The 25704-nt window shown below is 65.3% G+C and carries 22 protein-coding genes; 19 read left to right on the forward strand and 3 right to left on the reverse strand.

Features of this window, described 5'->3' with window-relative positions:
- Nucleotides 1–13: 13 nt before the first annotated feature.
- Nucleotides 14–790, reverse strand: a complete 777-nt coding sequence (locus IGS58_RS11585) for a DUF481 domain-containing protein (RefSeq protein ID WP_034785793.1) — start codon at nucleotides 788–790, stop codon at nucleotides 14–16.
- Nucleotides 791–1045: 255 nt separating this feature from the next.
- Here IGS58_RS11585 and IGS58_RS11590 point away from each other — a divergent pair, with 255 nt between their 5' ends.
- From IGS58_RS11590 to hmgA, 13 genes are all read left to right on the forward strand, one after another.
- The gene (locus IGS58_RS11590; protein WP_034785794.1) at nucleotides 1046–1732 is read left to right on the forward strand and encodes a winged helix-turn-helix domain-containing protein; all 687 of its coding nucleotides are present in this window, start codon (nucleotides 1046–1048) and stop codon (nucleotides 1730–1732) included.
- Nucleotides 1725–3089, forward strand: a complete 1365-nt coding sequence (locus IGS58_RS11595; protein ID WP_230521444.1) for a sensor histidine kinase — start codon at nucleotides 1725–1727, stop codon at nucleotides 3087–3089. The genes IGS58_RS11590 and IGS58_RS11595 overlap by 8 nt, the downstream gene beginning before the upstream one ends.
- Nucleotides 3090–3308: 219 nt before the next feature.
- Nucleotides 3309–4394 (forward strand): acyltransferase family protein, encoded by a 1086-nt coding sequence (locus IGS58_RS11600; RefSeq protein WP_230521445.1) that lies wholly within the window; start codon nucleotides 3309–3311, stop codon nucleotides 4392–4394.
- A gap of 178 nt (nucleotides 4395–4572) precedes the next feature.
- A complete protein-coding gene (locus tag IGS58_RS11605) occupies nucleotides 4573–5475 on the forward strand; it encodes a VirK/YbjX family protein (RefSeq protein ID WP_230521446.1) in 903 nt (300 codons plus the stop codon).
- Nucleotides 5476–5587: 112 nt separating this feature from the next.
- The gene (gene hemB / locus IGS58_RS11610) at nucleotides 5588–6562 is read left to right on the forward strand and encodes a porphobilinogen synthase (RefSeq protein ID WP_034785799.1); all 975 of its coding nucleotides are present in this window, start codon (nucleotides 5588–5590) and stop codon (nucleotides 6560–6562) included.
- A 108-nt stretch (nucleotides 6563–6670) separates the two neighbouring features.
- On the forward strand, nucleotides 6671–8014 hold the full coding sequence (locus tag IGS58_RS11615) for an MBL fold metallo-hydrolase (RefSeq protein ID WP_230521447.1): 1344 nt from the start codon (nucleotides 6671–6673) through the stop codon (nucleotides 8012–8014).
- A gap of 56 nt (nucleotides 8015–8070) precedes the next feature.
- Nucleotides 8071–8580, forward strand: coding sequence for a peptide-methionine (S)-S-oxide reductase MsrA (gene msrA, locus IGS58_RS11620; RefSeq protein WP_070257025.1), 510 nt, complete (start codon nucleotides 8071–8073; stop codon nucleotides 8578–8580).
- A gap of 24 nt (nucleotides 8581–8604) precedes the next feature.
- Nucleotides 8605–9414 (forward strand): helix-turn-helix domain-containing protein, encoded by an 810-nt coding sequence (locus tag IGS58_RS11625; protein WP_230521448.1) that lies wholly within the window; start codon nucleotides 8605–8607, stop codon nucleotides 9412–9414.
- A gap of 224 nt (nucleotides 9415–9638) precedes the next feature.
- A complete protein-coding gene (locus IGS58_RS11630; protein WP_034785805.1) occupies nucleotides 9639–10037 on the forward strand; it encodes a DUF1842 domain-containing protein in 399 nt (132 codons plus the stop codon).
- 140 nt (nucleotides 10038–10177) lie between these two features.
- Entirely contained in the window at nucleotides 10178–11521 is a 1344-nt protein-coding gene (locus IGS58_RS11635) for an MFS transporter (protein WP_230521449.1), read from the forward strand.
- A gap of 16 nt (nucleotides 11522–11537) precedes the next feature.
- The gene (locus IGS58_RS11640; RefSeq protein ID WP_230521450.1) at nucleotides 11538–13217 is read left to right on the forward strand and encodes an FAD-dependent oxidoreductase; all 1680 of its coding nucleotides are present in this window, start codon (nucleotides 11538–11540) and stop codon (nucleotides 13215–13217) included.
- Between the two features lie 12 nt (nucleotides 13218–13229).
- Nucleotides 13230–13415: a DUF2783 domain-containing protein gene (locus IGS58_RS11645; RefSeq protein ID WP_034785812.1), complete on the forward strand. Its 186-nt coding sequence runs from the start codon at nucleotides 13230–13232 to the stop codon at nucleotides 13413–13415.
- Nucleotides 13412–14716, forward strand: a complete 1305-nt coding sequence (gene hmgA, locus IGS58_RS11650) for a homogentisate 1,2-dioxygenase (protein ID WP_230521451.1) — start codon at nucleotides 13412–13414, stop codon at nucleotides 14714–14716. The genes IGS58_RS11645 and hmgA overlap by 4 nt, the downstream gene beginning before the upstream one ends.
- Before the next feature lie 11 nt (nucleotides 14717–14727).
- Here the strand turns inward: hmgA and IGS58_RS11655 are convergent, their stop codons facing one another.
- Nucleotides 14728–16065, reverse strand: coding sequence for an LLM class flavin-dependent oxidoreductase (locus IGS58_RS11655; protein ID WP_230521452.1), 1338 nt, complete (start codon nucleotides 16063–16065; stop codon nucleotides 14728–14730).
- A 158-nt stretch (nucleotides 16066–16223) separates the two neighbouring features.
- Here IGS58_RS11655 and IGS58_RS11660 point away from each other — a divergent pair, with 158 nt between their 5' ends.
- The 4 genes from IGS58_RS11660 to IGS58_RS11675 all read left to right on the forward strand — a co-directional run bounded on the left by IGS58_RS11660 (nucleotide 16224) and on the right by IGS58_RS11675 (nucleotide 22525).
- Nucleotides 16224–17417: a sigma-54 interaction domain-containing protein gene (locus IGS58_RS11660; RefSeq protein ID WP_099387917.1), complete on the forward strand. Its 1194-nt coding sequence runs from the start codon at nucleotides 16224–16226 to the stop codon at nucleotides 17415–17417.
- Between the two features lie 244 nt (nucleotides 17418–17661).
- Nucleotides 17662–18741 (forward strand): LLM class flavin-dependent oxidoreductase, encoded by a 1080-nt coding sequence (locus IGS58_RS11665; protein ID WP_230521453.1) that lies wholly within the window; start codon nucleotides 17662–17664, stop codon nucleotides 18739–18741.
- A gap of 34 nt (nucleotides 18742–18775) precedes the next feature.
- Nucleotides 18776–19930 (forward strand): LLM class flavin-dependent oxidoreductase, encoded by a 1155-nt coding sequence (locus IGS58_RS11670; protein ID WP_230521454.1) that lies wholly within the window; start codon nucleotides 18776–18778, stop codon nucleotides 19928–19930.
- Between the two features lie 222 nt (nucleotides 19931–20152).
- On the forward strand, nucleotides 20153–22525 hold the full coding sequence (locus IGS58_RS11675) for a TonB-dependent receptor (protein ID WP_230521455.1): 2373 nt from the start codon (nucleotides 20153–20155) through the stop codon (nucleotides 22523–22525).
- 50 nt (nucleotides 22526–22575) lie between these two features.
- Here IGS58_RS11675 and IGS58_RS11680 read toward each other — a convergent pair whose 3' ends face one another.
- Entirely contained in the window at nucleotides 22576–23628 is a 1053-nt protein-coding gene (locus IGS58_RS11680; RefSeq protein ID WP_070257055.1) for an ABC transporter substrate-binding protein, read from the reverse strand.
- Between the two features lie 225 nt (nucleotides 23629–23853).
- On the opposite strand from IGS58_RS11680, the gene IGS58_RS11685 reads away from it, so the two are divergent.
- Nucleotides 23854–24603 carry a class II aldolase/adducin family protein gene (locus IGS58_RS11685; protein WP_230521456.1) on the forward strand — a complete coding sequence of 250 codons (750 nt, stop codon included), beginning with the start codon at nucleotides 23854–23856 and terminating at the stop codon, nucleotides 24601–24603.
- 22 nt (nucleotides 24604–24625) lie between these two features.
- Nucleotides 24626–25699, forward strand: a complete 1074-nt coding sequence (locus IGS58_RS11690) for an ABC transporter substrate-binding protein (RefSeq protein WP_230521457.1) — start codon at nucleotides 24626–24628, stop codon at nucleotides 25697–25699.
- Nucleotides 25700–25704 lie beyond the last annotated feature (5 nt).

Raw genomic sequence — 25704 nt, forward strand, 5'->3', positions numbered from 1 at the left:
GGCCGGTCCGCGTCTAGAACGAGTAGACCAGCGTCAGCGAGGTTTGCGTATCCGTGTTCTTCTTGTCGTCCGGCACGCGCGTGTCGTTGCGGGCGCTGAAGGCGGCCTTCATCTGCATGGTGCCGTTGATCTTGGTGCTGAGGGCTGTTTCGGCGATCGAGTGGGTGTTCGAGGTGCCCCGCTCCACGCTGACCGTTTGCGTAAACATGGCCGACTGGCTGATTTTCCACTTCATGGCGGCCGCGCCGCGCACCGTCAGGCCGTGTTCCGATTCGCCCGCATCATTGGTGCCGCTGAAATAGCCTGGACCGACTTCCACGTCGATGCTCTTGTCGCTCGACTGGTACCAGCGCGAGCCATGACCGATGGCCAGGGTCGAGTACTTGGTGTAGGCGCCGAACTTGTCGTTCACGTGCGAGGCCAGCACGAACAGTTTTTCATGGTCGGCCATCAGCTTGTAGGCGGCCTTGGCGGAGGCGGAAAAGCGCTCGGCCGAGCGTTCGCGCACTTTCTCGCCGTCGTCGTTGGTCGTTTCGTCTTCCTTGAAGTAGCCGCTGAAGATGTACTGGTTGCTCCAGTCATCGAGTTCCTGGCGCGCGTCGATCTTGCCCGTGACGGAGGTGCCGACCGTATTGCCGGAGGTGGTGATGGCGCCCAATTCGGCGGACGTGCTCCAGCTGCCGATGGGGATTTCATCGAACAACAGGCTTTGCTTGGTGTCTTTGGCGGCGGCGCTGCCGCAGGTGATGGCCATGGCCAGCGCCAGTGCGAGAGAGTGGGTCGATTTCATGGCTGTATTGGTCTGTGGCGCGCGCCTGGCGCGCCTGATATTCGTTAATGGCAGTGGTGGCTATGCAGGCCGCGGCAAGCCGTGAGGCGCCGATAAAACCTGCGCACATGCGCGCGCGGGCGCGGCCAGAAATTGTCGAGGCTGTATTGTACCCGACCCTGTCATCGCGCGCCGCACGCCGGCGGGGCTGGCAAGTGGCGCGCGGCTGGCGTATGCTGCGCCTATCTGCTGCCCTGATTTTTACAAGGAACTCCCGTGCGCTGCCTGGTCATCGAAGACGAAGCTGAAACTTCCCGCTATATCTGTGCCGGCCTGCGCGAGGCGGGCCACGACGTCACCGCCTGCGACAATGGCATCGATGGCATGCGCCTGGCCTGCGGCGAAGACTGGGATGCGCTGGTGCTCGACCGCCTGCTGCCTGGCGAGATCGATGGCCTGGCCATCGTCGCCCGCCTGCGCGGCATGGGCCGCAACACGCCCGTGCTGGTCCTGTCGGCCCTGTCCAGCGTCGACGAGCGCGTGCGCGGCCTGCGCAGCGGCGGCGACGATTATTTGTCGAAACCGTTCGCCATCGCCGAACTGCTGGCGCGCATCGAAGCGCTGCTGCGCCGCGCCGCGCCCGTACCCGAATCGACGCAGCTGCAGGTGGCCGATCTGGTGCTCGACATGCGCACCATGCGCGTGACGCGCGCCAACCGGCAGATCGCCTTGCAGCCGCGCGAATTTCGCCTGCTGGAATACCTGATGCGCCACCAGGGCCAGTCCGTCACGCGCGCCATGCTGCTCGAAGCCGTGTGGGACTACCATTTCGACCCGCAGACGAACGTCATCGACGTGCAGGTGAGCCGTTTGCGCACCAAGGTGGACAAGGAATTTTCGCCGCCGCTGATCCACACGGTGCGCGGCGTCGGCTACACCCTGGGCGTGATCGACAGTGCGTAACTGGCACCGCTCGATCGCGGCCCGCCTGGCGCTCGGCTATGGCGTGCTGGTGGTCGTGTCGATCAGCATCGTCTGCGCCGTGTTCTATTTCGGCACCATCGGCGTGCTCGATCGCAGCGTGGACCGCAAGCTGACCCTGCTCTCGGAGCGCCTCGCCGCCCTGTACCAGCAGGACGATGCCAGCCGCACGACGGCGGAAATCGCCCATTTGCTGACCGACCGCACCGACAGCGACACGGAAATCTTCCTGCTGGTGGGCGCCGATGGCAGCCGCGTGGCGGGCAATCTGTCGTCCTGGCCCGACGTGGGCAGCCCCGTGGGCCGCTTGCTGCACCGCGACGTCACGCGCGAAGGGCGCAGGGTGCCCGCGCGCATGCTGATCCGCGAGCTGGAGGGCGGCGCGCGCCTGTTCGTCGGGCGCGACATGGAAGAGGGCAAGTCGATCCGTTCGCTGGTGCTGCGCTCGCTGGCCTACGGCGGCGGGGTCGCCATCCTGCTGGTGGTGGCGGGCGCCTGGCTGTTCCGCCGCCAGCTCGAGGCGCGCATCGGGCAGATCCGCCGCACGGCGGGGGAAATCGAGGCGGGAGACCTGAGCCGTCGCATTCCCGTCTCCAGCGAAGACGAATTCGGCTTGCTGAGCCGCGACATCAACCGCATGCTCGACCGCATCGAGCACCTGATGGATGGCGTGCGCCACGTGTCGAACGCCATCGCGCACGACTTGCGCACGCCGCTGGGCCGCATCCGCAACAAGCTCGATGGCGCCCTGCGCCAGCAGCAGGGCGTGGCCGGCTACGAGAGCGCGGCGCAGGCGGCCATCGACGACATCGACGACCTGACGCGCGTGTTCGACAAGCTGCTGCAGATCGCGGCAGCCGAATCGGGCATGCGTCCCGAGAATTTCAACGACATCGACCTGCAGCAGATCGGCGCCGACATCGTGGAAATGTACGAGGCCACGGCCGACGAGCAGGGCGTGCTGCTGGTGCAGATGTATGGCGAAGGCGTGCCGGCGCGCGGCGACCGCAACCTGCTGGGCAGCGCGCTGGCCAGCCTGGTCGACAACGCCATCAAGTATGCGGGGCCGGGCGCCACGGTGGAAGTGTCGGCCGGCAGCGATGAGCAGGGCAGCTGGCTGGCCGTGCGCGACAATGGCCCCGGCGTTCCAACGGCAGAGCTGCCGAAGCTGACGCAGCGTTTTTACCGGCTCGACAAGAGCCGCCATTTGCCCGGCAATGGCCTGGGACTGTCCATCGTCGCAGCCATCGCCGCCCTGCATGGCGGCAGCCTGGAGATCGAGGATGCGGCGCCGGGCTTGCGCCTGCGTTTCAGGCTGGCCGATTTTATTGTCCGCTAAGCCCAGCCTTGCTGGTCGCCGTGTTTTTTTTGCTATAAGTGTTGTCATATTTACTTTTTAATAAAGCATCATGATACAATTTTTGCACTTTTGTGGCGTCGCCATTGGACGGTGCATCCTGCCCGTCGTCTTGCGGCCGCATCGAGTGATCGCCATATCTGCCTGGTTCTCTTTGCTGGCGCGGCGCGCCAGTTCGACAGGTGAATATCGGGAGTAAGCATGATTGGTGCCGGCATGAAGAGTGGCCATTTCAGCGGCCGCATCGTTTCTCTCGATGGCTTGCGTGGCCTGGCCGCGATACTGGTCGCCGTGTATCACCTGCCAGTCATATTTGGCTTCAAGATCACGCACGCCTACCTGGCGGTCGACTTCTTTTTCATCCTGTCCGGCTGGGTCATGGCACACAGCTATGAAGAGCGCATCCGCCTTGGCATGCCGTTCAGCGACTTTCTGTATAACCGCTTTGCCAGGCTGTATCCGCTGTACGCCGTCGCGCTACTGGCGGCCCTTGCCGTGACCCTGGTCAAGATCCGCATCGGCGCCACGTCAGCGAACATCGCATGCTTTGTGCCCAATGCGCTGATGCTGCCCTGCCTGCAGGATGACGGGCCTACCTTCCCCTTGAACGGACCCAGCTGGTCAATTTTCGTCGAGGTGTCCATCAATTTGATCTGGTTCTTTGTCGTCCGCATGGGCATGCATGGTTTGCGTTGGAAGCTCGCGCTGCACCTGTGCTCGGCGCTGCTGCTATGGGGGTTCGCCGTCTGGATGAACCGCTACCTGACTGGCTATGAGTCGGATGATGTACACGAAGGCTTGCTGCGTGGCCTGCTGGGCTTTACCGGTGGCTTGCTGTTGTTCCAGTGCCGCATGCATGCCTGGATACTGGCCTATTTTGCGGCGCTGGCGCTAGGCGTGTTTGCCGCTTTTTATGCGGCCGGCGATGCCGGCGATGTCATACCGCTGGGCCTCGTCGTCATGTGCGTCCTGCCCGCGACGGTGTGGCTTGTCGCCAGGCTGCGGCCGGCGATACTCGAGGGCCAGGCAGCCGCCTTCCTGGGCGACTGCTCGTATGCCATCTACTTGCTGCATGTGCCGCTGGCCATGCTGCTGCAAAAGCCGCTACGCCTGATGTTGCCTGGCACGGGCATAGCGGACTACATGATGAAGGCGGCGATCTTCACCGCCATCCTGCTCGTTGTCAGCGGCATCAGCTACCGCTTGCTGGAAGTGCCAGCGCGGCGTTGGCTGCTGCGGCGCCTCAAGCGCGACCTTAGGGAACCTGCCGTCGGCTCCCTGCCGTAATGTGCTTGTGCGCCATACGCCAAGTCGACATTACCAACTTGTAACCCCCTTCATTTTCGCCTCCCCCTATCATCCGTTCTACCCGGCGTAGAGCGGCTGCGTGCGCGCAGCCGCCTGTTCCGGGCTGCCCGCGGCCTGCCGCGGCTTGCCTGTTCCGACCCGTCGCAGAGCTGTTTTCATGCATACTTTTACCGCCACCGGCGACAACGCCGCGCCGCAACAGGCGCCACTGCGCCAGCATGGCCACCGTATCAAGGCCGCGCTGGGCGCCATCGTCTTTCCCCTGCAGCGCGCGCGCTGGCAAGCGTTCATCGCCGGCACGCCTGGCCTGGCGGCGCTGGCGCAAGCCCATCCCAGCCTGCTGTACAAGATTTATCGTCCCTACGCCAGCCGCCAGTTGTGCTGCGCGGCGAGGGTGGAGCTGCTGTGCGGGCATTACCGCTTCCTGTGGCAGGCGGGCGCGCGGCCGCTGGTGGAATACGCGGCGCGCCGCGCGCTGGTGCTGGCCGCCATCGAGGGCAAGGATGGCGCCAGCTACCGCTTGCAACTGACGGCCATCCACGACAGCCACCGCGAAGGGGAGCTGTGCCTGCGCCTGACGCGCGATGGCGTCCCGCTGTACCTGGCCAGTTTCCTGTTCCATCCCCAGCCTGGCGGCGCCGTCATCCAGCTGGGCGCCTTGCAGGGCTTGCGCTCGCCCGCCGGCGCGCAGGCGGTAAAAGAGGCCACGCGGGCGCTGCACGGCTGCCGGCCGAAAAACCTGATGGTGGCCGCCTTGCGCGACCTGGGCGACTTTTTCGGCTGCGCCCACCTGGACCTGGTCAGCAACGCCAACCGCATCGCGCTGAACTGGCGCCGGCGCCGCCATATCTCGTGCGACTACGACCAGGCGTGGCGGGAACTGCACGCGCTGCCCACCGGCGATGGCAATTACCGCCTGCCATGCGGCCCATGCCGGATGCCGGAGCTGGAGCTGGTGCCGTCGAAAAAGCGCGCGGACGCGCGCCGCCGCGGCGCCATGCTGGTGCAGCTGGCGGCCGACATGCGCTGGCAAGTGGCGGCCCTGCTGCACGCGCAATGACGGCGCAGGGCGGGGTTTCTTGACCTGCGCGGCTTTTTTGCCGGGCAGCCCGGCGCAATCGGCGTGATCGGCGTATACTGATCGGCGTTGTTAACCTGAAGCCAGTCACCCCATGCCAGCACAATTCCCCACTTCGCGCATGCGCCGCCTGCGCGCGACCCCGCAACTGCGCGAGCTGTTCCGTGAAACCGAGATCAATCCGCGCGACCTGGTCCTGCCGATCTTCGTCGACGAAGGCAGCAGCGATTTCATCGACATCAAGTCCATGCCCGGCGTGCGCCGCATTCCCGAAGCGAAGCTGGCGCAGGAAGTCGAGCGCTATGCGCGCGCCGGCCTGCGCTCGGTCATGACCTTCGGCATTTCGCACCACAAGGATAGCCACGGCACGGACACCCTGAACCCGGACGGCCTGGTGGCCCGCATGTCGCGCATCATCAAGGATGCCGTGCCGGAAATGGTGGTCATGTCCGACACCTGCTTCTGCGAATACACGGACCATGGCCATTGCGGCATCCTGCATGGCGACACGGTCGACAATGACAGCACGGTACTGAATTTGGGCAAGCAGGCCGTCATCGCGGCCCAGGCGGGCGCCGACATCATCGCCCCATCGGCCGCCATGGACGGCCAGGTGGCGGCGATCCGCAGCGCGCTGGACGCGGCCGGTTTCCACGACACGCCCGTGATGGCATATTCGACCAAGTTCGCCTCCGGCCTGTACGGCCCGTTCCGCGATGCGGCCGGCAGCACCCTCAAGGGTGACCGCAAGACGTACCAGATGGACCCGATGAACCGCCGCGAAGCGGTGCGCGAGTCCCTGATCGACGAAGCCGAAGGCGCCGACGCGCTGATGGTGAAACCGGCCGGGGCGTATCTGGACATCATCCGCGACCTGCGCGAAGTGACGCGTTTGCCGATCGGCGCCTACCAGGTCAGCGGCGAGTACGCGATGATCAAGTTCGCCGCCGAGGCGGGCGCCATCGACGAGCGCCGCGTGGTGCAGGAAACCCTGGGCGCCATCAAGCGCGCGGGCGCGGACATGATCTTTACGTATTTCGCGATGGATGTGCTGAATAATCCGTATTAAACATTTCCCATCAAGTTAGTGCTTGTTTTCACCCCCAACAGCAAGAGCTGGGGTCAGACCCGGCGGGTCTGACCCCGGAATTTGCCGTTGGGTTTATTTAGCTTATCCATGCCCCTGAAAATCTCCCGCATCCTGCACGCCGGCTATGTCTTCGAGTGCGAAGGCACGGCCATCGCCTTCGACCCCATCGTCGAAAACCCGTTCAGCCGCAACTGCCACGCGTTTCCGCCCGTGCGCTTCGACCTTGACGCCGTGCGCCGGCTGCGCTGGGATGCCGTCTTCATCTCGCACTTCCACGACGACCACTGTTCGCTCGACAGCCTCGATGTGCTGGACCGCGCCACGCCCATCTACCTGTACTGCGTCTTCGACGAACTGTTCGCGATGCTGCGCGCGCTGGGTTTTACCCACGTGCAGCGGCTGCACGTGGACGTGCCGGTGCGCGTTGGCGCCATCGAGGTGATCCCGCGCCGCGCGCTGGACGACGATGTCGATTCGCTGTTCCAGGTGCGCGCAGCGGGCTTGAATGTGCTCAATGTCGTCGATTCCTGGATCGGCCCGGAGACGCTGGCGCAGCTGGCCGCCTTTGCGCCATGGGACATGGTGCTATGGCCATTCCAGACCATGCGCGAGATCGCCGTCATCGCGCCGTCGCAGGCGCAGCCTGGCCCGGTCGACCTGCCGGACGACTGGGTGCCGCAGCTGCGCGCGCTGGCGCCCCGTTACATCGTGCCCAGCTCCTGCCAGTTCGTGCAGGAAGACTGGTCCTGGTACAACCATGCGATGTTCCCGATTACCTATCGCCAGTTTGCGCAGGAAATCGGCGCCGCGCTGCCCCAGGCGCATATCTTCCGCCTCGACCCGTCGATGGCCGTGCTGCTCGACGCGCAGGGCATGGCGCCGGCCGCGCCGCTGCCCTGGGTCATTCCCGTGGGCCCGCAGGACGTGGATTTCGACTACCGCCCCGAGGCGCTTGCGCCCGCCACGGCGGACATCGCGCGCCACTTCGCGCCCTTAGCCGATGCCGATGCGATGCTGGTGTTCGATTTTTGCCGGAACGGCTTGCTTGAGCGCTACCGCGACATGGAGCTGCCCGACGACAGCTATTTCCAGGCCCCGCGTGTGTGGCGGCTGTCGCTGTACGGCCACGACGGCGCGGCCACGATCCTGCATTACCGCACGCACGGCGATTTGATCGACCTCGTGCCGGACACGGGCGAGGCGCCGGGCTGGACGACGGAAGTGCCGCTGGTGAAATGCCATGCGGCGCTGGTGCTGGGCGAATCGCTGACGTCGATGTACATGCGCATCAACGACGGGCCATTCGATGCGGCCACGCGGGAAGAACTGATGGAAGCGGACATCGTCGACGACCCCTTGATCCGCTGCCTGTTCAACGACGCCATCGGCGCCTACCAGGCGGCGCAGCTCAAGCGCTTGCTGGCCCGCTGAAGAAAGTCGCGCGACAGAGTAAGATAGCTGCTTCTGACTAGAACGGGAAAGACACCATGGCACAAGACAATGAAACCGCGATCCTGGCCGGCGGCTGCTTCTGGGGCGTACAAGACTTGCTGCGTCGTTATCCGGGCGTGATCGCCACGCGCGTGGGCTACAGCGGCGGCGACGTGGCCAACGCCACCTACCGCAACCACGGCACGCATGCGGAAGCCATCGAGGTCATTTTCGACCCGACCGCCATCAGCTACCGCAAGATCCTGGAATTCTTCTTCCAGATCCACGACCCCAGCACGCCGGACCGCCAGGGCAATGACCGCGGCAGCAGCTACCGCTCGGCCATCTATTACACCAGCGATGAGCAAAAACGGGTGGCCGAAGACACCATCCGCGACGTCGACGCTTCCGGCCTGTGGCCCGGCAAGGTGGTGACGGAAGTGGCGCCGGCCGGCCCGTTCTGGGAAGCGGAACCCGAGCATCAGGATTATCTGCAGCGCTTGCCGCACGGCTATACCTGCCATTACATCCGGCCGGACTGGGTCTTGCCGCAGCGGCAGCAGTAAGCCCGGCGGGCAGGGGAGACGGCCATGCGTTACTGGCAGGTGGAGCGGCGGCAGGCGGAGGGACAGCTGGATCTGGGGCGCGCCCTCGACCTGGTGGCGGCCATCGGCCATGCCGACGTCAATGCCATGGCGGGCGCCATCCTGAAAACCGCCGGCGCGGCCGCTTCCATCGCCCAGTGCACGATCTTTGCTTATGAGTTCGGCAACCGGCCCCGCACGGTGGCCGTGGCCGACCGGCGCGGCGGACGCTTTTTGCAGGATATCGCCGACAGCTACGCCCGCCATTACTATGCGCTCGATGGCAACCAGAGCGTCATCGCGCCCGCGCGCCAGCCGAAGCTCGATCCCGCCATCGTGCTGCACCAGCAAGCCAGCGCCGAAATCCGCCATCCCGGCTACCGCGCCGCGTGTTACCAGAAGCCGAATGTGTCGGACCGTTTGTCGCTGCTGGTGCAGCCGGCCAGCGATATCTGGCTGTCCGTCAATTTCTACCGCGACAGCAGCCAGGGGCAGTTCCAGCCCGGCGAAATCGCCGCCATCGAAACCCTGTCGCCGCTGTTCGCCTATGCGGCCAGACACCACTACAGCCTGAGCGGCCAGCCCGCGCAAGGCGTCTCGCCCATGATGCTGGCCCGGCTGCGCCAGCATGGCCCGCAATTGAGCAAGCGCGAACTCGACGCGCTGCGCGGCGTGCTCGAAGGCTTGACGGCCGCGGAGATCGCCGACACCATGGGCGTGCAGCCATCGAGCGTGATCACGTACCAGAAGCGCGCCTATAAGCGCCTGGGCATTTCCAGCCAGCGCCAATTGTTTGCGCTATGTCTAGGGGTATAGACCGGATAAATGCTAGCGATAGGGGCATGCCTGGGGCTGCATAAAATTGCCGAAATTCAAGGTAATAATGTGAGCATATTGCTACGAAAATACTGGCTATGCTATCTGCAGAGTGCTGATGCGCTGAAGCATAACGGCCATCGGCAAGGCTGATAGCCAGTGCCTGTCGCGCCCGCGATCTCCGGTATTCATGGCTCAGGAATCATTCCCCGAAGGAGTCCATTGTGTCCTCAACTGAATTGAATGCGGTAGAACACGTCTATCTGATCGCCGGCAATCTGGGCCTGCCTGGCGCCCCCATCCTGAATCTGGCCCTGTTTTACAATCCCGACGACGGCACTGTCAGCGGCGAAGCCCTCATCACGCAATCGGTCACGCCACCGCATGGCCGCGTGGTGATCCGCCCCGTCAGCGGCCCCGTGCATGGCCTGGGCCTGGGCAACGCCACGCGCGTTTTCAGCCTGAGCGGCGAATATGTCGTGTCCGTGCCGCCACCGGCCATCGGCAGCTACCTGGCCAAATTCGAAGCCACCTTTGTTACCGATAACAACTGGAGCGGCCACGGCTCCTTCAGCTATGACCAGCAGAAGGTCAAGAACGTGCCCATCAAGAAACGCGGCTAGTCCTTTTGGCCGATGGTTGTCCCCAAAATGGGGACAGCCATCGGCGTAGTCGTCTGCATACTGTGTCGCACGCCGGAGCATCCGGCCGCTCTCACCCAATAACAATAGCAAGGGGAGGGCGACACCTTATGGAGACCAGCATGACCATCGCCCACGCGGCCACCCCCGCCACCCCGGCGCCCGTCCTCGACGCGGCCACCGTTCAACTGGAACAGCAAGTGATGCGCAAGGTGTCGCGCCACCTGCTGGGATTCTTGTTCCTGCTGTTCGTGTTTTCCTTTCTTGACCGCATCAATATCGGCTTCGCCGGCCTGACCATGATGCAAGACCTGGGACTGTCCGGCACCCAGTTCGGCTTTGCCACCACCCTGTTCTACATCGCCTACATCGCGTGCAGCATTCCCAGTAACATCGTGCTGGCCCGCATCGGCGCCCGTAAATGGATAGGCAGCATGATGATCGCCTGGGGCCTGGCCTCGACGGCGACCTTGTTTGCCAGCGGCCCGGCCAGCCTGTACGCACTGCGCTTTCTCGTCGGCGTGACGGAAGCGGGCTTCCTGCCCGGCATGCTGCTGTATCTGACCTATTGGTTTCCTAGCGCCTACCGCGCGCGCGCCAATGCCCTGTTCATGATTGCCATGCCCGTCACGGCCGCCATCGGCTCGGCCCTGTCGGGCCTGATCCTGGGCCTGGACGGCCACTGGGGCTTGAAGGGCTGGCAATGGCTGTTCCTGCTGGAAGGCATGCCATCCGTGTTGCTGGGCCTGGCCGTGTATGGCTACCTGGACGACTCTCCCAGCAAGGCAAACTGGCTGGGCAAGCTGGAACAGCAGGTGCTGGCGCGCATGCTGGCGGCCGAGCACAAGCCGGTGGCAGCGAAGGAAAAAGGCTCGGTACTGGCGGAAATGTGCTCGCCTACGGTATTGAAATTCGGCATCGCCTATTTTTGCCTGGTGAATACTTTGGCCATGGTGGCCGTGTGGACGCCGCTGATCGTGAAAAGTTTCAGCGGCGACGCCAGCAACACGCAGATCGGCCTGCTGGCGGCCATTCCGCAGGTGTGTACCGTCATCGGCATGATCTTGTGGGGGCGCCGCTCGGACCGCTTACAGGAGCGCCGCTGGCATATCGTCTGGCCCATGCTGCTGTCGGCCTTTGGCTGGCTGTTCACCGCGTATTCAGCCAACCCCATCGTGCAACTGCTGGGCGTGTGCATGGCCTCGACGGGCGCATACACGGCCATGTCCGTCTTCTGGACGACGCCGGACCGGGCCCTGAGCCTGGGGGCGCGCGCCATCGGCATCGCCGTCATCAATGCCACGGGCAATATCGGCTCGGCCCTGAATCCTGTCGTCGTGGGCTGGCTGAAGGATCTCACGCACAGCTTTGCCACGGGCTTGCTGTACGCCAGCGTGCTGCTGGTGGTGGGCGCGGCCATCGTGCTGACCCTGCCGATTGCGCGCGGCGGCAAAGACCATACTTGATCGAAGAGGACCCATCATGAGCGACACGTTTCACCCTTACCCCCATGTGCCGAAGGTGTATCCACCCGGCAAACCGGCCGGCGCCGCCACGCAGCATGTCCCGGTGCTGATCGTCGGCGGCGGGCCCGTGGGCCTGGCCACGGCCCTGGGCCTGGCCCGCCACGGCGTGCGCTCCGTGCTGATCGAAGCGGACGATGGCGTCTGCACGGGCAGCCGCGCCATCTGCATCTCGCGGCGCAGCCTGGAAATCATCGAACGCCTGGGCGCGCTTGACGGATTTCTGGCCAAGGGCTTGCCGTGGGCGGGCGGACGCAGCTTTTACCGCGACGAGGAAGTGCTGCACTTCACGATGCCGCAAGACGCCAACCAGAAGTTGCCGCCCATGGTCAATCTGGCGCAATACCATATCGAGCAATTCCTGCTCGATGCTGCCGAGCGCCAGCCGGAGCTGATCGATATCCGCTGGCAAACGCGGGTCACTGGCGTGGACCAGCGCGCCGACGGTGCCACCGTCACCGTGGCCACGCCCGATGCGACCTACCAGATCGAGGCGGACTGGCTGGTGGCGGCCGACGGCGGGCGCAGCACCGTGCGCGAGGCGCTGGGCTTGAAACTGCAGGGCACCAGCTATGAAGGGCGCTATGTGATCGTCGATATCCACCTGAAGAGCGACCGCCCGACGGAGCGCCTCGCCTATTTCGACCCGCCGTCGAATCCCGGCTCGACCGTGCTGGTGCACAAGCAGCCCGACGATATCTGGCGCATCGATTACCAGTTGCGCGACGACGAGGATGCGCAGGCGGCCGTGCTGCTGGAAAACGTGGCACCGCGCGTGGACAGCCTGCTGGCCATGATGGGAGAAACAGCGACGTGGCATCCCGTGTGGATCACCATCTATAAGGCCAATGCGCTGACCCTGGAAAAATACCGGCATGGCCCCGTCCTGTTCGCGGGCGATGCGGCCCACCTCGTGCCCATCTTCGGCGTGCGCGGAGCGAACTCGGGCATCGACGATGCGGACAACCTGGCCTGGAAGCTCGCCTACGTGGTCAAGGGCCAGGCGCCGCATGCCTTGCTGGACAGCTATTCGGACGAGCGCGTGTACGCCGCCCATGAAAACCTGCGCCACGGCACGAAAAGCACGGAATTCATGGCGCCGCCCACGTTTGCCTTCGACCTCATGCGCACGGCCGTGCTGGGCCTGGCGGGCAAGCATGCGCATGTGCGCTCGCTGATCAACCCGCGCCAGACCAGCGCCATCGCGTATGCGCAGTCGGCCCTGAATGCGCCGGACCTCGCCACGTTTGCCGCCGGCCCCGCGCCGGGCACGGTCTTGCCGGAATGCCCGCTGGCGCTGCCGCACGACGGCGCGCAGCAAGCGGGGTATATTACCGATTTGCTCAAGCGCAAAGATGGCCATTTCACGGGACTGTACTTCAGCGAGGACGGGTCTGTACCATCCGTACTGGCGGCGCTGGGCGACACCTTGCCGCTGAAGACCGTGGCGATCGCCCGCAGCGGGGAGCAAGGGTGCGCCTGGGACCACACGGCGCAGGTATTCTCGTTATTCGACGCGCGGCCAGGCAGTTTTTACCTCGTGCGCCCGGACGGCCACGTGCTGGGGCGTTGGCGCGAGGTGGGGGCGGGGCAGGTGGCGGCTGCGTTGGCGAGGGCAGGCATCGCCCGATCAAAGTAACAAGGAGATAACATGACCGACATCGAACTGGATAATCTTTACACCGAGTTGTGCCACACCATGGGTGGCCTGGGCGAACAGCGTTCGCCCTTGTTCCTCGCCCGCTTCGCCTTGCTGGCCATGGGCGCCATCGGCAAGGCCGACGTGGTGCAAGGATTGCTGCGCGACGCGGCCGACGGACTGGGGGAGCGCGCATGATAGGCGCCGGCTACCAAAGCGGCTTCGGCAACGAGTTTGCCACGGAAGCCGTGCCTGGCGCCTTGCCGCAGGGGCAGAATTCGCCGCAGCAGGCGCCGCTGGGCCTGTACGCGGAACAACTTTCGGGCACGGCCTTCACGGCGCCGCGCGCGCAGAACCGCCGTTCCTGGCTGTACCGCATCCGTCCCGCCAGCCAGCATCCGCCATTCACCCTGGCTGAAAATACCTGCATCGTCAGCGATTTCCACTCCATGCCGCCGACGCCGCCGAACCAGCTGCGCTGGGACCCGCTGCCGCTGCCCGACAGCGGCACGCCGGTGGACTTCATCGATGGCTGGCAGACGATGGCCGGCAACGGCAGCGCCGAAGCGATGAGCGGCTGCGCCATCCACGTGTATGCGGCCAACCGCTCCATGCAGCGCTTCTTTTATTCGGCCGATGGCGAACTGCTGGTGGTGCCGCAGGAAGGCCGGCTGGCGATTGCCACGGAGCTGGGCTTGATCGAGCTGGAGCCGCAGGAAATCGCCGTGATTCCCCGCGGCGTGCGCTTTCGCGTGACCCTGCCGGACGGCAAGGCGCGCGGCTATGTGTGCGAAAACTTCGGCACGGCATTCCGTTTGCCCGACATGGGCCCCATCGGTTCGAACGGCCTGGCCAACAGCCGCGATTTCCTCACGCCGCACGCGTCGTATGAAGATATCGACGGCGACTGCGAACTGCTGGCCAAGTTCGGCGGCCACTTGTGGCGCACCACGCTCGACCATTCGCCGCTGGACGTGGTGGCCTGGCACGGCAATTACGCGCCGTACAAATATGACCTGCGGCGCTTCAACACCATCGGCTCGATCAGCTACGACCATCCGGACCCGTCGATCTTCCTCGTGCTGCAGGCGCCCAGCGAAAACCCGTTATTCGGCGCCATCGACTTTGCCATCTTCCCGCCGCGCTGGCTGGCGGCCGAGCATACCTTCCGCCCGCCGTGGTTCCACCGCAACGTGGCCAGCGAATTCATGGGGCTGATCCACGGCGTGTACGACGCCAAGGCGGCCGGTTTCGTGCCGGGCGGCGCCAGCCTGCACAACTGCATGTCCGGCCACGGCCCCGATGCGCAGACGTTCGAACGCGCCTCGCACAGCGACACGTCCGCGCCCGTGAAGGTGGCCGACACCATGGCCTTCATGTTCGAGACGCGCACCATCCTCAAGCCCACGCCATTCGCCTTGAACAGCGAACTGCTGCAAAACGACTATTTCGCGTGCTGGCAAGGCTTGCGCAAGCATTTCGACCCGGACCAGGCTTAGTCACAGCGCAGTCAGGCGGCCCGCGCCCGCGCCACCGTGTGCGGGTTGGCGGGCCGCGCCAGTCCGAGATTGCCGCGCAGGGTGCTGGCCGCATATTCCATGCGGAACAGGCCGCGCCGCTGCAGTTCCGGCACCACCAGGCGTGTAAAATCCTCGAAGCCTTGCGGCAGCAGCGGCGGCACGACGTTGAAACCGTCCGCGCCCCGTTCCATGAACCACTGCTCCATCAAGTCGGCCACCGTCTTGACGGAGCCGATCGCTTGCAGGTGACCGCGCGCGACCCTGAAGCGCAGCACCAGCTGGCGCAAGGTCAGATTCTCGCGGCGGGCCAGCTCCAGCTGCTGCAGGAAGCGTCCCTTGCCATTTTCTGGCGCCTGGTAGGGCAGATCGGGCAGGGGGCCGTCGAGCGGATAGCCGGACAAGTCAAAACCGCCAAATTCCAGATTGCTGAAGTCGACCAGGTCCTGCAGTGCGCCAAATTGATCCTGCGCCTGCTGGTCCGATTCGGCCACCACCACGGACAGCCCGGGCGTGACCTTCAACTGGTCTTGCGCGCGGCCGTATGTCGCCATGCGTCCTTTCACGTCCGCGTAATACGCCTGCGCCACGGGCAGCGAGGTGGCGGAGCAGTACACCATTTCGGCCAGGCGCGCGGCAAATTCGCGCCCTGTCTCGGAATTGCCCGCCTGGACCAGCACGGGGTGGCCCTGCACGGGACGGGGCAAGTCCAGCAAGCCTTGCGAGGCGAAATACTCGCCCTGGAAGTCCAGCGGGTGGCCCGCTGCCGGCTGGTAGAACTGGCCGGCGGCGCGGTCTGGCCGGTCGAAGGCGTCGTCATCCCAGCTATCCCACAGGGCCCTGGACAGGGCGACGAATTCGTCGGCCCGCGCATAGCGCTCCGCATGGCTGCGCGGTGCATCGATGCCGAAATTGCGCGCCGTATGCTCGCCAAACGATGACACGACGTTCCAGCCCGCGCGCCCGCCGCTCAGGTGGTCGAGCGAACTGAATTTGCGCGCCACGTGGTACGGGTGCTCGTAATTGGTGTTGACCGTGGCGATCAGGCCGATATGGCTGGTGACGGCGGCAATGGCCGACAGCAGGGTGAAGGGCTCGAACGGCAGGCCGATGGCGGCGCGGCCAGTCTCGGGCGTGACGTCGCCGGCGCGGCCGATGAAGTCGGCGATGAAGAAGCTGTCGAACTTGGCCGCCTCGGCCAGCCTGGCGGCGCGCAGCCACCAGGCCAGGTCGGGCCGGCCGCTGGCGCTGGCCGATGGATGGCGCCAGGCGGCCGGATGGTGGCCGTGGCGTTGTAAAAAAACATTCAGGACAAGCTGGCGTGCTGGCATGGGGAAGTGCTCCGTGGTGCGCAGGCGACATTGCCTGCCCCCCATCCTGAGCAAACTCCGGGCCAGCATGGGATCAGCGCCTGCATATGCAAAATCCGGATAAGCAAGCGCGGCACCATTCGTTCCCGCCTGGAGATGGAGCGCGGTATAGTCGGCTCATGGAACTCTTAGCCCACAACTTCAGCAGCGATTTCGCGCGCAGCGCCCACCTTGCCCGTGGCGCCGGCGATGACGGCGACAGCGAGGCGCTGGTCGCCTTCCGCGACCCGCAGCAAATGAGCTTGCTGGTGCGCGCCACGGCCTTTGTCTTTGCCGACCCCCGTTCGCGCCAGTTGCACGAGCTGATCGAACGCATCGCCCCCAGCGAGGCGACGGTGCTGATCACGGGCGAAACGGGGACTGGCAAAGAACTCATCGCGCGCCACGTGCACGGCCTGAGCGGGCGCGCCGAACAGACCTTTGTGGCGATCAACTGCGGCGCGTTTTCCGAAACCCTCGTCGAGAGCGAACTGTTTGGCTATGAAAAGGGCGCGTTTACGGGCGCCCAGCAGGGCAAGCCCGGCTGGTTCGAGACGGCCAGCGGCGGCACCCTGTTCCTCGATGAAATCGGCGACTTGCCGCTGGCGATGCAGGTCAAGCTGCTGCGCGTGCTGCAGGAGCGCGAAGTGGTGCGCCTGGGCGCGCGGCGCGCCATTCCCATCGACGTGCGCCTGATCGCCGCCACCAACGTGGATCTGGCCGAAGCCGTGCGGGCCGGGCGCTTCCGCGAAGACCTGTATTACCGCTTGCAGGTGATTGGCCTGCCGCTACGCCCCTTGCGCGAGCGCCCGGGCGACATCATGCCGCTGACGCGCCATTTCATGGCCATCTATGCGCAGCGATTGCACCTGGGCGAGGTGGAGCTGGGCCCCGACGCGCAGCAAGCCTTGCTCGCTTATCCATGGCCCGGCAATATCCGCGAACTGGAAAACGTCATTCATCGCGCGCTGCTCGTGTGCCGCAGCGGCGTCGTGCGCGCCGAGGACTTGAGTTTGTCAGGCTGGCACAGGGCGCCTGCTGCAGCACCGGCCGCTATACCTGTTCCAGACGCCTGGGCCGGCGGTGCCGATATCGCCTATGCGGCCCACGGCGCGTCCGGCCAGGACGATTTATTGGCGGCCGAGCGCTTCGCCCGCGCCTGGCAAGCCTTGCTCGACTCGGGCGAGGCAGTGGAATTCGAAGCCATGCAGCAGGAACTGGTGCGTGCCGCGTGGGAGCGCAATGAGCGCAACCAGGTGCGCACGGCCAGGCACCTGAACCTGAGCCGCAATATCCTGCGCACCTTTTTGAAAAAGGCGGGCGCCATCGACTAGGCGCATGATGCCCTTCCTGGAGCCGGACCCGCAGCGATGCGGCTCCGGCTTTTTTCATGGCTGCTGCGCGCGCAGCATGCTGCTGCCCTGGCTGCAGCCGGTTGCTGCCAAATCAACAGCGAATGGGGCTGGCCGGCGTATGCGGCATGGCATGTTTTCTGCGAGGAGGGAAGGGCAGGCCGCTGCGCGCAGGTATCCAAAGCGCATAGCGGTGTTTTCTTCGACCCACGACAGGAGTCCATGCATGACCATAGAATTCATCTGGCAATTGCCCACCAGCGGCGATGGCCGTTACGCGGCACCCGGCATCACGCGCAGGGGCGAACGGGCCGCCGGCGCGCCCAGTCCCCTGCAGGCGGGCGTGAGCGACCCGCGCGGCGCGCGTCCGCCCTTCAATTATTTCGATTACCTGCACCAGATCGCCCGCGCAGCCGATCTTTCCGGCTTTGACGGCATCCAGATACGCCACGATACGCAGGGCGACGAAAGCTGGATCGTCGCGGGGTATTTGGCCCGCAGCACGCGCCATTTGAAACTGATCGCCGAATTCGACGCGGCCTGGGGTTCGGCCGTGTATGCGGCAAAGAACGCCGTCAGCTTCCAGCGCTTCACGGGCGGGCGCTTCGCCTGGCAGATCGGCCATGGCGGCGATGCGGCCGCGCGCCGGCGCCAGGGCGATGCAGCGTCGGAGGCCGACATCCTGCCGCGCATCGATGAATTCATCACGGTGGCGCGCGGCGTGCAGCATACGTCGCCGTTCAGCTTCAAGGGCAAGTTCTTCGAAGTGCAGGACGGCGGCTTCAAGGGGCCGCTGGCGAACCATCCCGTCAACGGCATCTATCTGACCGGCGAGTCGCCTGAAGCGCTGGCCCTGTCGGCAGGCCAGGCCGACGTGCACGTGTTCGATGCGGCGCCGCAGGCGGATTTGCAGCCTGCCATCGACAGCCTGCAAGCGCAGGCGCGCCAGCTGGGCCGCGCCGTGACAGCGGGCTTGCGCATCGACGTGCTGGCGCGCGAAACCTTCGACGAAGCCTTGCGCGATGCGCGCCGCTACCGCAGCGGGGCAGGGCTGCCCGACGATGCGCCATTCGACGGCAGTGCCGCAGCCTTCTGGCCCGGCTTTGCGCAAGCGCAAACGGGCGCCCACGGCGCCCTGGTCGGCAGTTATGCACAGGTCAGCGCGGCGCTGGAGGCGTATGCGCAGGCCGGCGTGTCCAGCTTCGTGCTGGCTGCCATTCCCCATTTCGAGGAAGCCTACCGCATCGGCGAGCACGTGCTGCCCCGCGTGCGGGCAGCGTTGCGCGCGCAGCTGCAAGCGGCTTGAGTTCCTGTATCCAACTTACTGAAGGAGTACCTGCATGGCTATCGATTTCTTCTGGCGCATCCCCACGCATGGCGAACCGAGTTCGCATCGCGCCCGCACGCCGTTTCGCGGCGACTGGTTTCCCGGCAATGACAACCTGCGCCAGGCCGGCCTCGGTGGCGGCGGCGCCGACGGCTTTACCTACATCGACTACCTGGCCGAGATCGCCCGCGCCGCTGAAATATCGGGCTTCCAGGGCGGTTTGATCCCGTCCTTCCCCATGACGGACGAGCCGTGGGCGATTTCCGCGCTGCTGGCGCGCGAAACGAGCACCTTCCGCTTCATGATCCCGTTCCAGCCCGGTTTCCTGAACCCCGTGGTGGCTGCGCGCATGACGGCCAGCCTGCAGCGGGCCACGGGCGGGCGCGCCCTGTACAACGTGATCACGGGCGGCGGCGGTCCGGCGCAGCTGTGGTGGGGCGATTCGGCCGGCCACGACGACCGCTACACGCGCACGACGGAATTTCTCGACGTGGTGCGCGGCGTGTGGCGCGGCGGGCCGTTTTCCTACCAGGGCAAGTTCTACCAGGTGGAAGATGCGGGACTGGCCACGCCGCTGTCGGAGCAGGATTTCCCCGAGATCTATTTTTCCGGCTCGTCCGACGCGGCCCTCGGTTCAGCCTCCAAACATGCCGACTACTACCTGACGTGGCTGGAGCCGTTCGAGCAGCTGCGTGAGAAATTCGCCCGCGTGCATGAAAAGACGGCGCTGTTGGGCCGCAAGATCAAGTGCGCCGTGCGCGTCGACATCGTGGCCCGCGCCACGGAAGAAGAGGCATGGGACGAGGTGCGCAAGGGCTTTGACGCCGTCGATCCCGCCACACTGCGCCAGTTCCTTGGCGCCGATGGCGGCGATTCCGTGGGCGCGGCGCGCCAGCGCGGCAACCGCCCGACGACCTTGAACAGCTACAAGGACTTGATCACGGCGCCGAATATCTGGTCCGGCTTCAATCTGCTGCGCGGCGGCCAGACGCAGGGCATTGTCGGCAGCTACCAGCAGGTGGCCGAGCGCCTCGACGAGCTGGTGCAGCTGGGCGCCGACGCCTTCATCCTGGCCAGCACGCCGCACCTGGAGGAAGCCTATCGCGTGGGCGAGGAAGTGCTGCCCCTCGTGCGCGGGCATACGGCGGCACTCTTGCGCGCCGCCTGAGGCATTCCCCTGTTGCCGCGACAGCAGCGCCACCGCCTGCTGTCGCACAGGCAGCACGCGGCAGCGCCGCTGCTGCCAAATCAACAGCACTATCATCACGATAGTCTTCCTTTGAAATCAATCACTTGACTCCCATTTTGCTGCGCTGCGGCAGCGGGCATGACCCTTGCAATACCAGTCATCACCATCTCGCGTTTTGACTTTACTCAAGGATAATCACCCATGCGCCGTTCGACTGCCCCCGCCGCCTTCTCCCCATCTCCTCTTCATTTGACGCCAGTGCGCCGCGCGCTGCGTTCGGCCTTCGCCATCGGCGGGCTGATGCTCGTCCACGGCATGGCGCATGCGGAAACGCCTGGCGCCGATGTCATTGCCGCGGCCGACGCGAACGGTGGGGGCGAGGGCGCCTCCCTGCAATCGGTGACGGTGACGGCGCAAAAGCGCGAGGAATCGGCGCAAAAGGTGCCGAGCGCGATCACTGTATTGGGCGGCAAGGAGCTGCTCGATACGGGCATCGGCCGTTCGGCCAGCGAAATCCTCAATTACGTGCCGAACGCCTCGGCCGGCACGCAGCAGCATGGCCGCCCGCGCTGGTGGATACGCGGCGTCGGTGCTGGCCAGCAGCAAATCGATTTTCCGAACCCGGTCGGCTTTTACCTCGACGACGTCTACATCAGCAATTCCAGCGCCACGGGCTTTCCCCTGTTCGACCTGGACCGGGTGGAAGTGCTGCGCGGGCCGCAAGGCACCTTGTGGGGCAAGAACACGACGGGCGGCGCCATCAACGTCATTTCGCGCAAGCCCTCGTTCAAGTCCAGCGGCTACGCCAAGCTGGACTACGGCAGCTACGACACCAAGCTGGCCGAAGGCGCCATCGGCGGCGCGCTGGTCGACGAAGTGCTGGCGGGGCGCCTGTCCTTCCACACGGAGCAGCAGGACAAGGGCCGCTTCCACAACCAGTTTACGGGCGAGCGCGATGGAAAGCTCAAGGACAGCGCCATCCGCGGCCAGCTCAAGGCCCTGATCGGGCGCGACCTGACGGCGAACCTGAACCTGCACTACCGCGACTACACGACCAAGGGCGCCACCACCACGGTGGCCAGCTATGGCGCGAATGGCGTGTATCGCAACGGCTATGTCCCCAGCACCAATCCCGATGACGTGAGCACGAATGCGCCGGCGGACAGCGACGTGACGCAGGGCGGCGCCCAGCTGAACCTGGAATACGCACTGGGCGAGCTGACCCTGACGTCGATCACCGGCTATGAAAACTTCCGCAACGAAGCGACGGGCGACAGCGACAATACGCCGCTGGAAGTGGGCCGCAGCCGCTCGAAGGCCAGCAGCCGGCAAGTGTCGCAGGAGCTGCGCCTCACATCGCCGCAAAACGGCGCCGTGAGCTGGGTCGCGGGGCTGTTCTACTTCAATGAAAAGATCGATTCCGATTCGGCCGGCGCGCGCCTGCCCAACGGCACCGTGCCGGCGCTGGCGGGCAGCACGCAGCCCGTCGGCTACAACCGCACGATCTATCAGCACAAGGCGCGCAGCGCGGCCATCTTCGGCAGCACGACCGTCAACTTCAGCGAGCAGTTCCTGTCCACGTTTGGCCTGCGCTGGACGACGGAAACCAAGGATCTCGATTTGCGGCGCGTGCAGGCCGCATCGAACACGGTGACGTTTGGCGATGCGGCCAACTGGTGGAACACGGTCAAGGGCGGCAATTACGCGGCCGCCTCGGTCGCCAACAACAATTTCACGTCGAATCCGTCGACCACGTGGAATGCGCTGACGTACGACGTGACGCCTGAATACCGCTTCAGCCGCACCCTGCGCGGCTACCTGAAATACGCGCACGGCATCAAGTCCGGCGGCTACAACACGAGCGCCACGGACGTGCGCGCATTGAATACGGTGAAGCCGGAAACCCTGAACTCGTTCGAGGCGGGCATCAAGTCGGAATGGCTGGATGGACGCCTGAATTTCAACGCCAACGTCTTCCACTATGATTACAAGAACGTGCAGGTCAATATCACGGGCGTGTACAACGGCGACCCCACGCAAAGCGTCAATTACCTGCAGAACGTGCGCAAGGCCCACGTGAATGGCGCGGAATTCGAGATCGAGGCGCAGCCGACGGACAACCTGCACATCAACGCCAATATCGGCCTGCTGCGCACGGAATTCGACGATTTCGCCATCCAGAACAATGGCGGCGACCGCTCCGGCAATGAATTCGTGCGCTCGCCCCACGTGACGGCCTTGCTGGCGGCCGATTACCGCTACCCGCTGGGCAATGGCGCGCAGCTGGTCTTCAGCGGCGACGTGCGCTATACGTCCAAGCAGTACTACTATGTCGACCCGCAAAGCGACGCGCGCGGCTTGCTGAACCAGGGCGGCTTCGCGCTGGCCAATGCGCGCCTGTCGTATGTGCTCCCGGGCGGCAAGCAGCGCATCACGGCGTATGCGAATAATCTGGCCGACAAGGTCTACCGCAACCATACGCTCACCAGCTTCGTGCCGGGCGCCGTCAATGGCGACACCGTCATCATCGGCCAGGGCCGCACGGTGGGGGCGTCGTACACGATCCAGTTCTGAGCGTGGCTGCCTGATGTAAAAAGGCCGGCGAATTCGCCGGCCTTGTGCTTTTATGCCGCCACTTGCAGCAGCGCTTCCAGCCGCCGCTGCGCTTCCGCCAAAGGCCGGCGGTCGATCCAGCGCTCGATATCCACGTCGCGGTCCAGGAAACCGTGCTGCAGCTGGAAATCCTTTTGCTGGCGGAACAGCGCCACCTTCTCGTCGGACAGGTCGGGCGCCAGGGTCAGGTGAAAGCCGTCGCGGTACGCTTCGGCCACGGCGTCGGCGCCGGCCCGCGTCTCGCCCTGCAGGATGGCCAGCACGTCGGCCTGGTGACTGCGCGCCCAGTGCGCGGCGCGCAGGGTTTGCGTCAGGAAGCGCACGACCAGTTCGAAATGCTGTTCCAGCATCGTTTCATGCACGGTGATCGGGCGTGGCGTGCCGTTGTTCACGCGGAAGCGCCGGTCGGGCAGGGCGTCGATATCGATGCCCACTTCCAGTCCCGCCGCGCGGGCCGCTTCGGCCGCCGCCGCGCCTTTCACGTAGACGGCGTCGACCTCGCCACGCAGCAGCGGGGCGATGCCTTGCCACAGTCCCGCACCCAGATTGGCTTGCGCTGGCGCGTCGGCGCCCACCTCCACCAGTTGCACATCGTCGAGCGTGAGGCCGGCCGACGCCAGAACACCCTTGTAGCCGGCCAGGCTCATGCCGCGCGCGATGCTGCGCCCGCGCCGGTTCTCGCGCAAGTCCTCTGCGCGGAACACGGGCAGCGCCAGGCGCTTGCCCTGCAGCTGCGCGGGCTTCGTGATGCCGGAACCGGGGCGCACGAGGATGGCTTGCCATTCATCGATCCACGTCAGGCCGATCAGGCGCGTGGGCGCCCCTTGCGCGCGCGCCGGCAGGGCCAGCAGGTTGCCGCCTTCGCGCACGAGCGTGGACAGGCCGTGGTCGTAATGGTGGCGCGCCAGTTCGCCGCCCACTTCCTGCAGAGTTTTCAGGGCGATGCCGTCGCGCGCGAATTCCTCGTCCAGCCAGCCCAGTTTATAGGCCAGGCCCGTGGCCGTGGGCACAGGGCAGCGGGTGAACCAGACGGTATCGACAGCAGGGGATGGTGCGGTAGTCATGGAATTCCTTGGTGGTGGGTGGAGCCTTGAACCGTGCAGGAAACGTGCCCGCGCCGCTTGCTGGCTTGCCGACAGCGCATGCGCACGCGGCTGCTGCCACGCCAGCAGCCGCTGTTGCGCAGGCAGCAGCCTTCCACCATTTGACTGGCCGCGGCGCTGGCACGCGTCTTGCGAAAGTAGAGGCAGGACTGACCCGTATTCCAACCCCAAAGAATGGAGCATGACATGACGGACGTGGCACAAGCGGAAGCACAACAAGTACAGGTGCAGGAATTGACGGCGGCCGAACTGGCCTTCGTGGAGCAGGTGCGCCGCGATGCGCAGACGGCCTTCGACGGCTTGCGCGAAACGGGCAGCCTGACCGCCAATGGCACGGTGGGCTTCGTCGAGCGCACGCCCGGCGGCGACAAGGTGGTGGTGGTCAACGATCCGGGCCCGTTCCGCCGCGGCCAAGCCCTGAAGGCGGCCGTGCTGGCGCTCGATGGCACGGTGCTCGTGGGCGACGCGAACAACGGCGGCGCGCGCTACTTAAAACTGTTCCGCGAGCGGCCTGAGGTCACGTCGATCTCGCACGTGCATTCGCCGTCGCTGGGCGCGTGGGCGCAGACGCACCGCACCCTGCCGATCCGCTACGTGCCCGTGCAGCGCTTCCAGCTGATCCGCGAAATTCCCATCTATATCGACCGCCGCCAGCCGGAAGTCGATTTCATCCTCGGCGAAATCGCGCGCAATACGCATGCGACGGCCATCCTGGAAGCGAATGGCGGCGCCACCGTGTGGGGCAAGCAGGGCTTGCTGAAGCTGGCCGAATTCATCCTGCTGCTGGAAGAGGGCGCAAAAATCCAGATCGCGGCCGAAGCCATCGGCGGTTCGCGCGATTTCGGCCCCGGCGTGCTGCTGCAGCAATGGAAGATGAGCAAGCTGATCGACACGGCGCGCGCCTTGTCGCTGCTGCCCGCTACCGATCTGGTGTAACCCTTTCACGAACAGGCTACAGATGTCATTGAAATTCTTACGTTTGATCTGGCGCAAAGTACTCGCCACCGCCGTGGCGGCCTGCCTGCTGGCGCCAGCGATGGTGGCCGCCGCCGAAGCACTGCCGGCTGCCGTGCGCATCGCCGTCGTGGCCCGCACGGCGCCGTCCGGCAAGACCGTGTTTGCCGGCTCGGCCGCCCAGGTGGCAGCGCAGGGCTGGCTGGCGGCCGAGCTGGGCAAACTGGGCGTGAAGCTGGAATGGGTGCCCGTCACCACCAATTCCGTGGCCACGCAAGTCAACGAAGCGTTTGCCAACCGTTCGATCGACCTGGCGCAGTATGGCGACTTGCCGTCGATTATCGCCAATGCCTCGGGCTTGCAGACGCGGCTGATCCTGCCCGGCGGCAGCGCCAACAACACCTATCTGGTGGTGCCGAACGGTTCCACGGCCAAGTCGATCAAGGACTTGAAGGGCAAGAAGATCGCCCTGCACCGTGGCCGGCCGTGGGAATATCCGTTCGCGCGCCTGCTGGAAGCGAACGGCATGACCTTGCGCGACGTCAAGATCCTCAACCTGAATCCGCAGGCGGGCGCGGCAGCCGTGGCGACGGGCGGCGCCGACGCTTTCTTTACCCTCAGCGATGCCTTCCTGCTGGAAGATAAAAAGGTGGGCAAGATCATCTGGGCCAGCAAGGCGCCGCCGCAGGATTGGAAGATGCGCGCCGAGCTGTGGGCCGACAGCGGTTTCCTGCAACGCTGGCCGCAACTGGCCCAGCTGGTGGTGACGGCGTATGTGCGCGAGCACCACCGGGCCGCCGGCGCCGGCGGCGAAGATGAATACGTACGCACCGAGGCGGCGGCGGGCCAGGTGGAAAGCGTCGTGCGGCGCGAACTGGCGGGCGACCATACGCCGTGGCAGGCGCGCTGGTCGCCGTTGTTTACGGCCAGCCTGCGCCAGCATTACGTGGGCGAGGCGGCGTATGCGAAGAGCGCGGGCTTGATCGGGCGGCCCCTGCAAGTGGACAGCCTGTTCGCGCCCCAGTTCGTCAACCAGGCACTGGCGCAGCTGAAGCTGCAAACTTTCTGGTCGCCATGATGGGG

This window comes from Janthinobacterium sp. EB271-G4-7A (genome assembly GCF_020858075.1).
Classification (GTDB): domain Bacteria; phylum Pseudomonadota; class Gammaproteobacteria; order Burkholderiales; family Burkholderiaceae_D; genus Janthinobacterium; species Janthinobacterium lividum.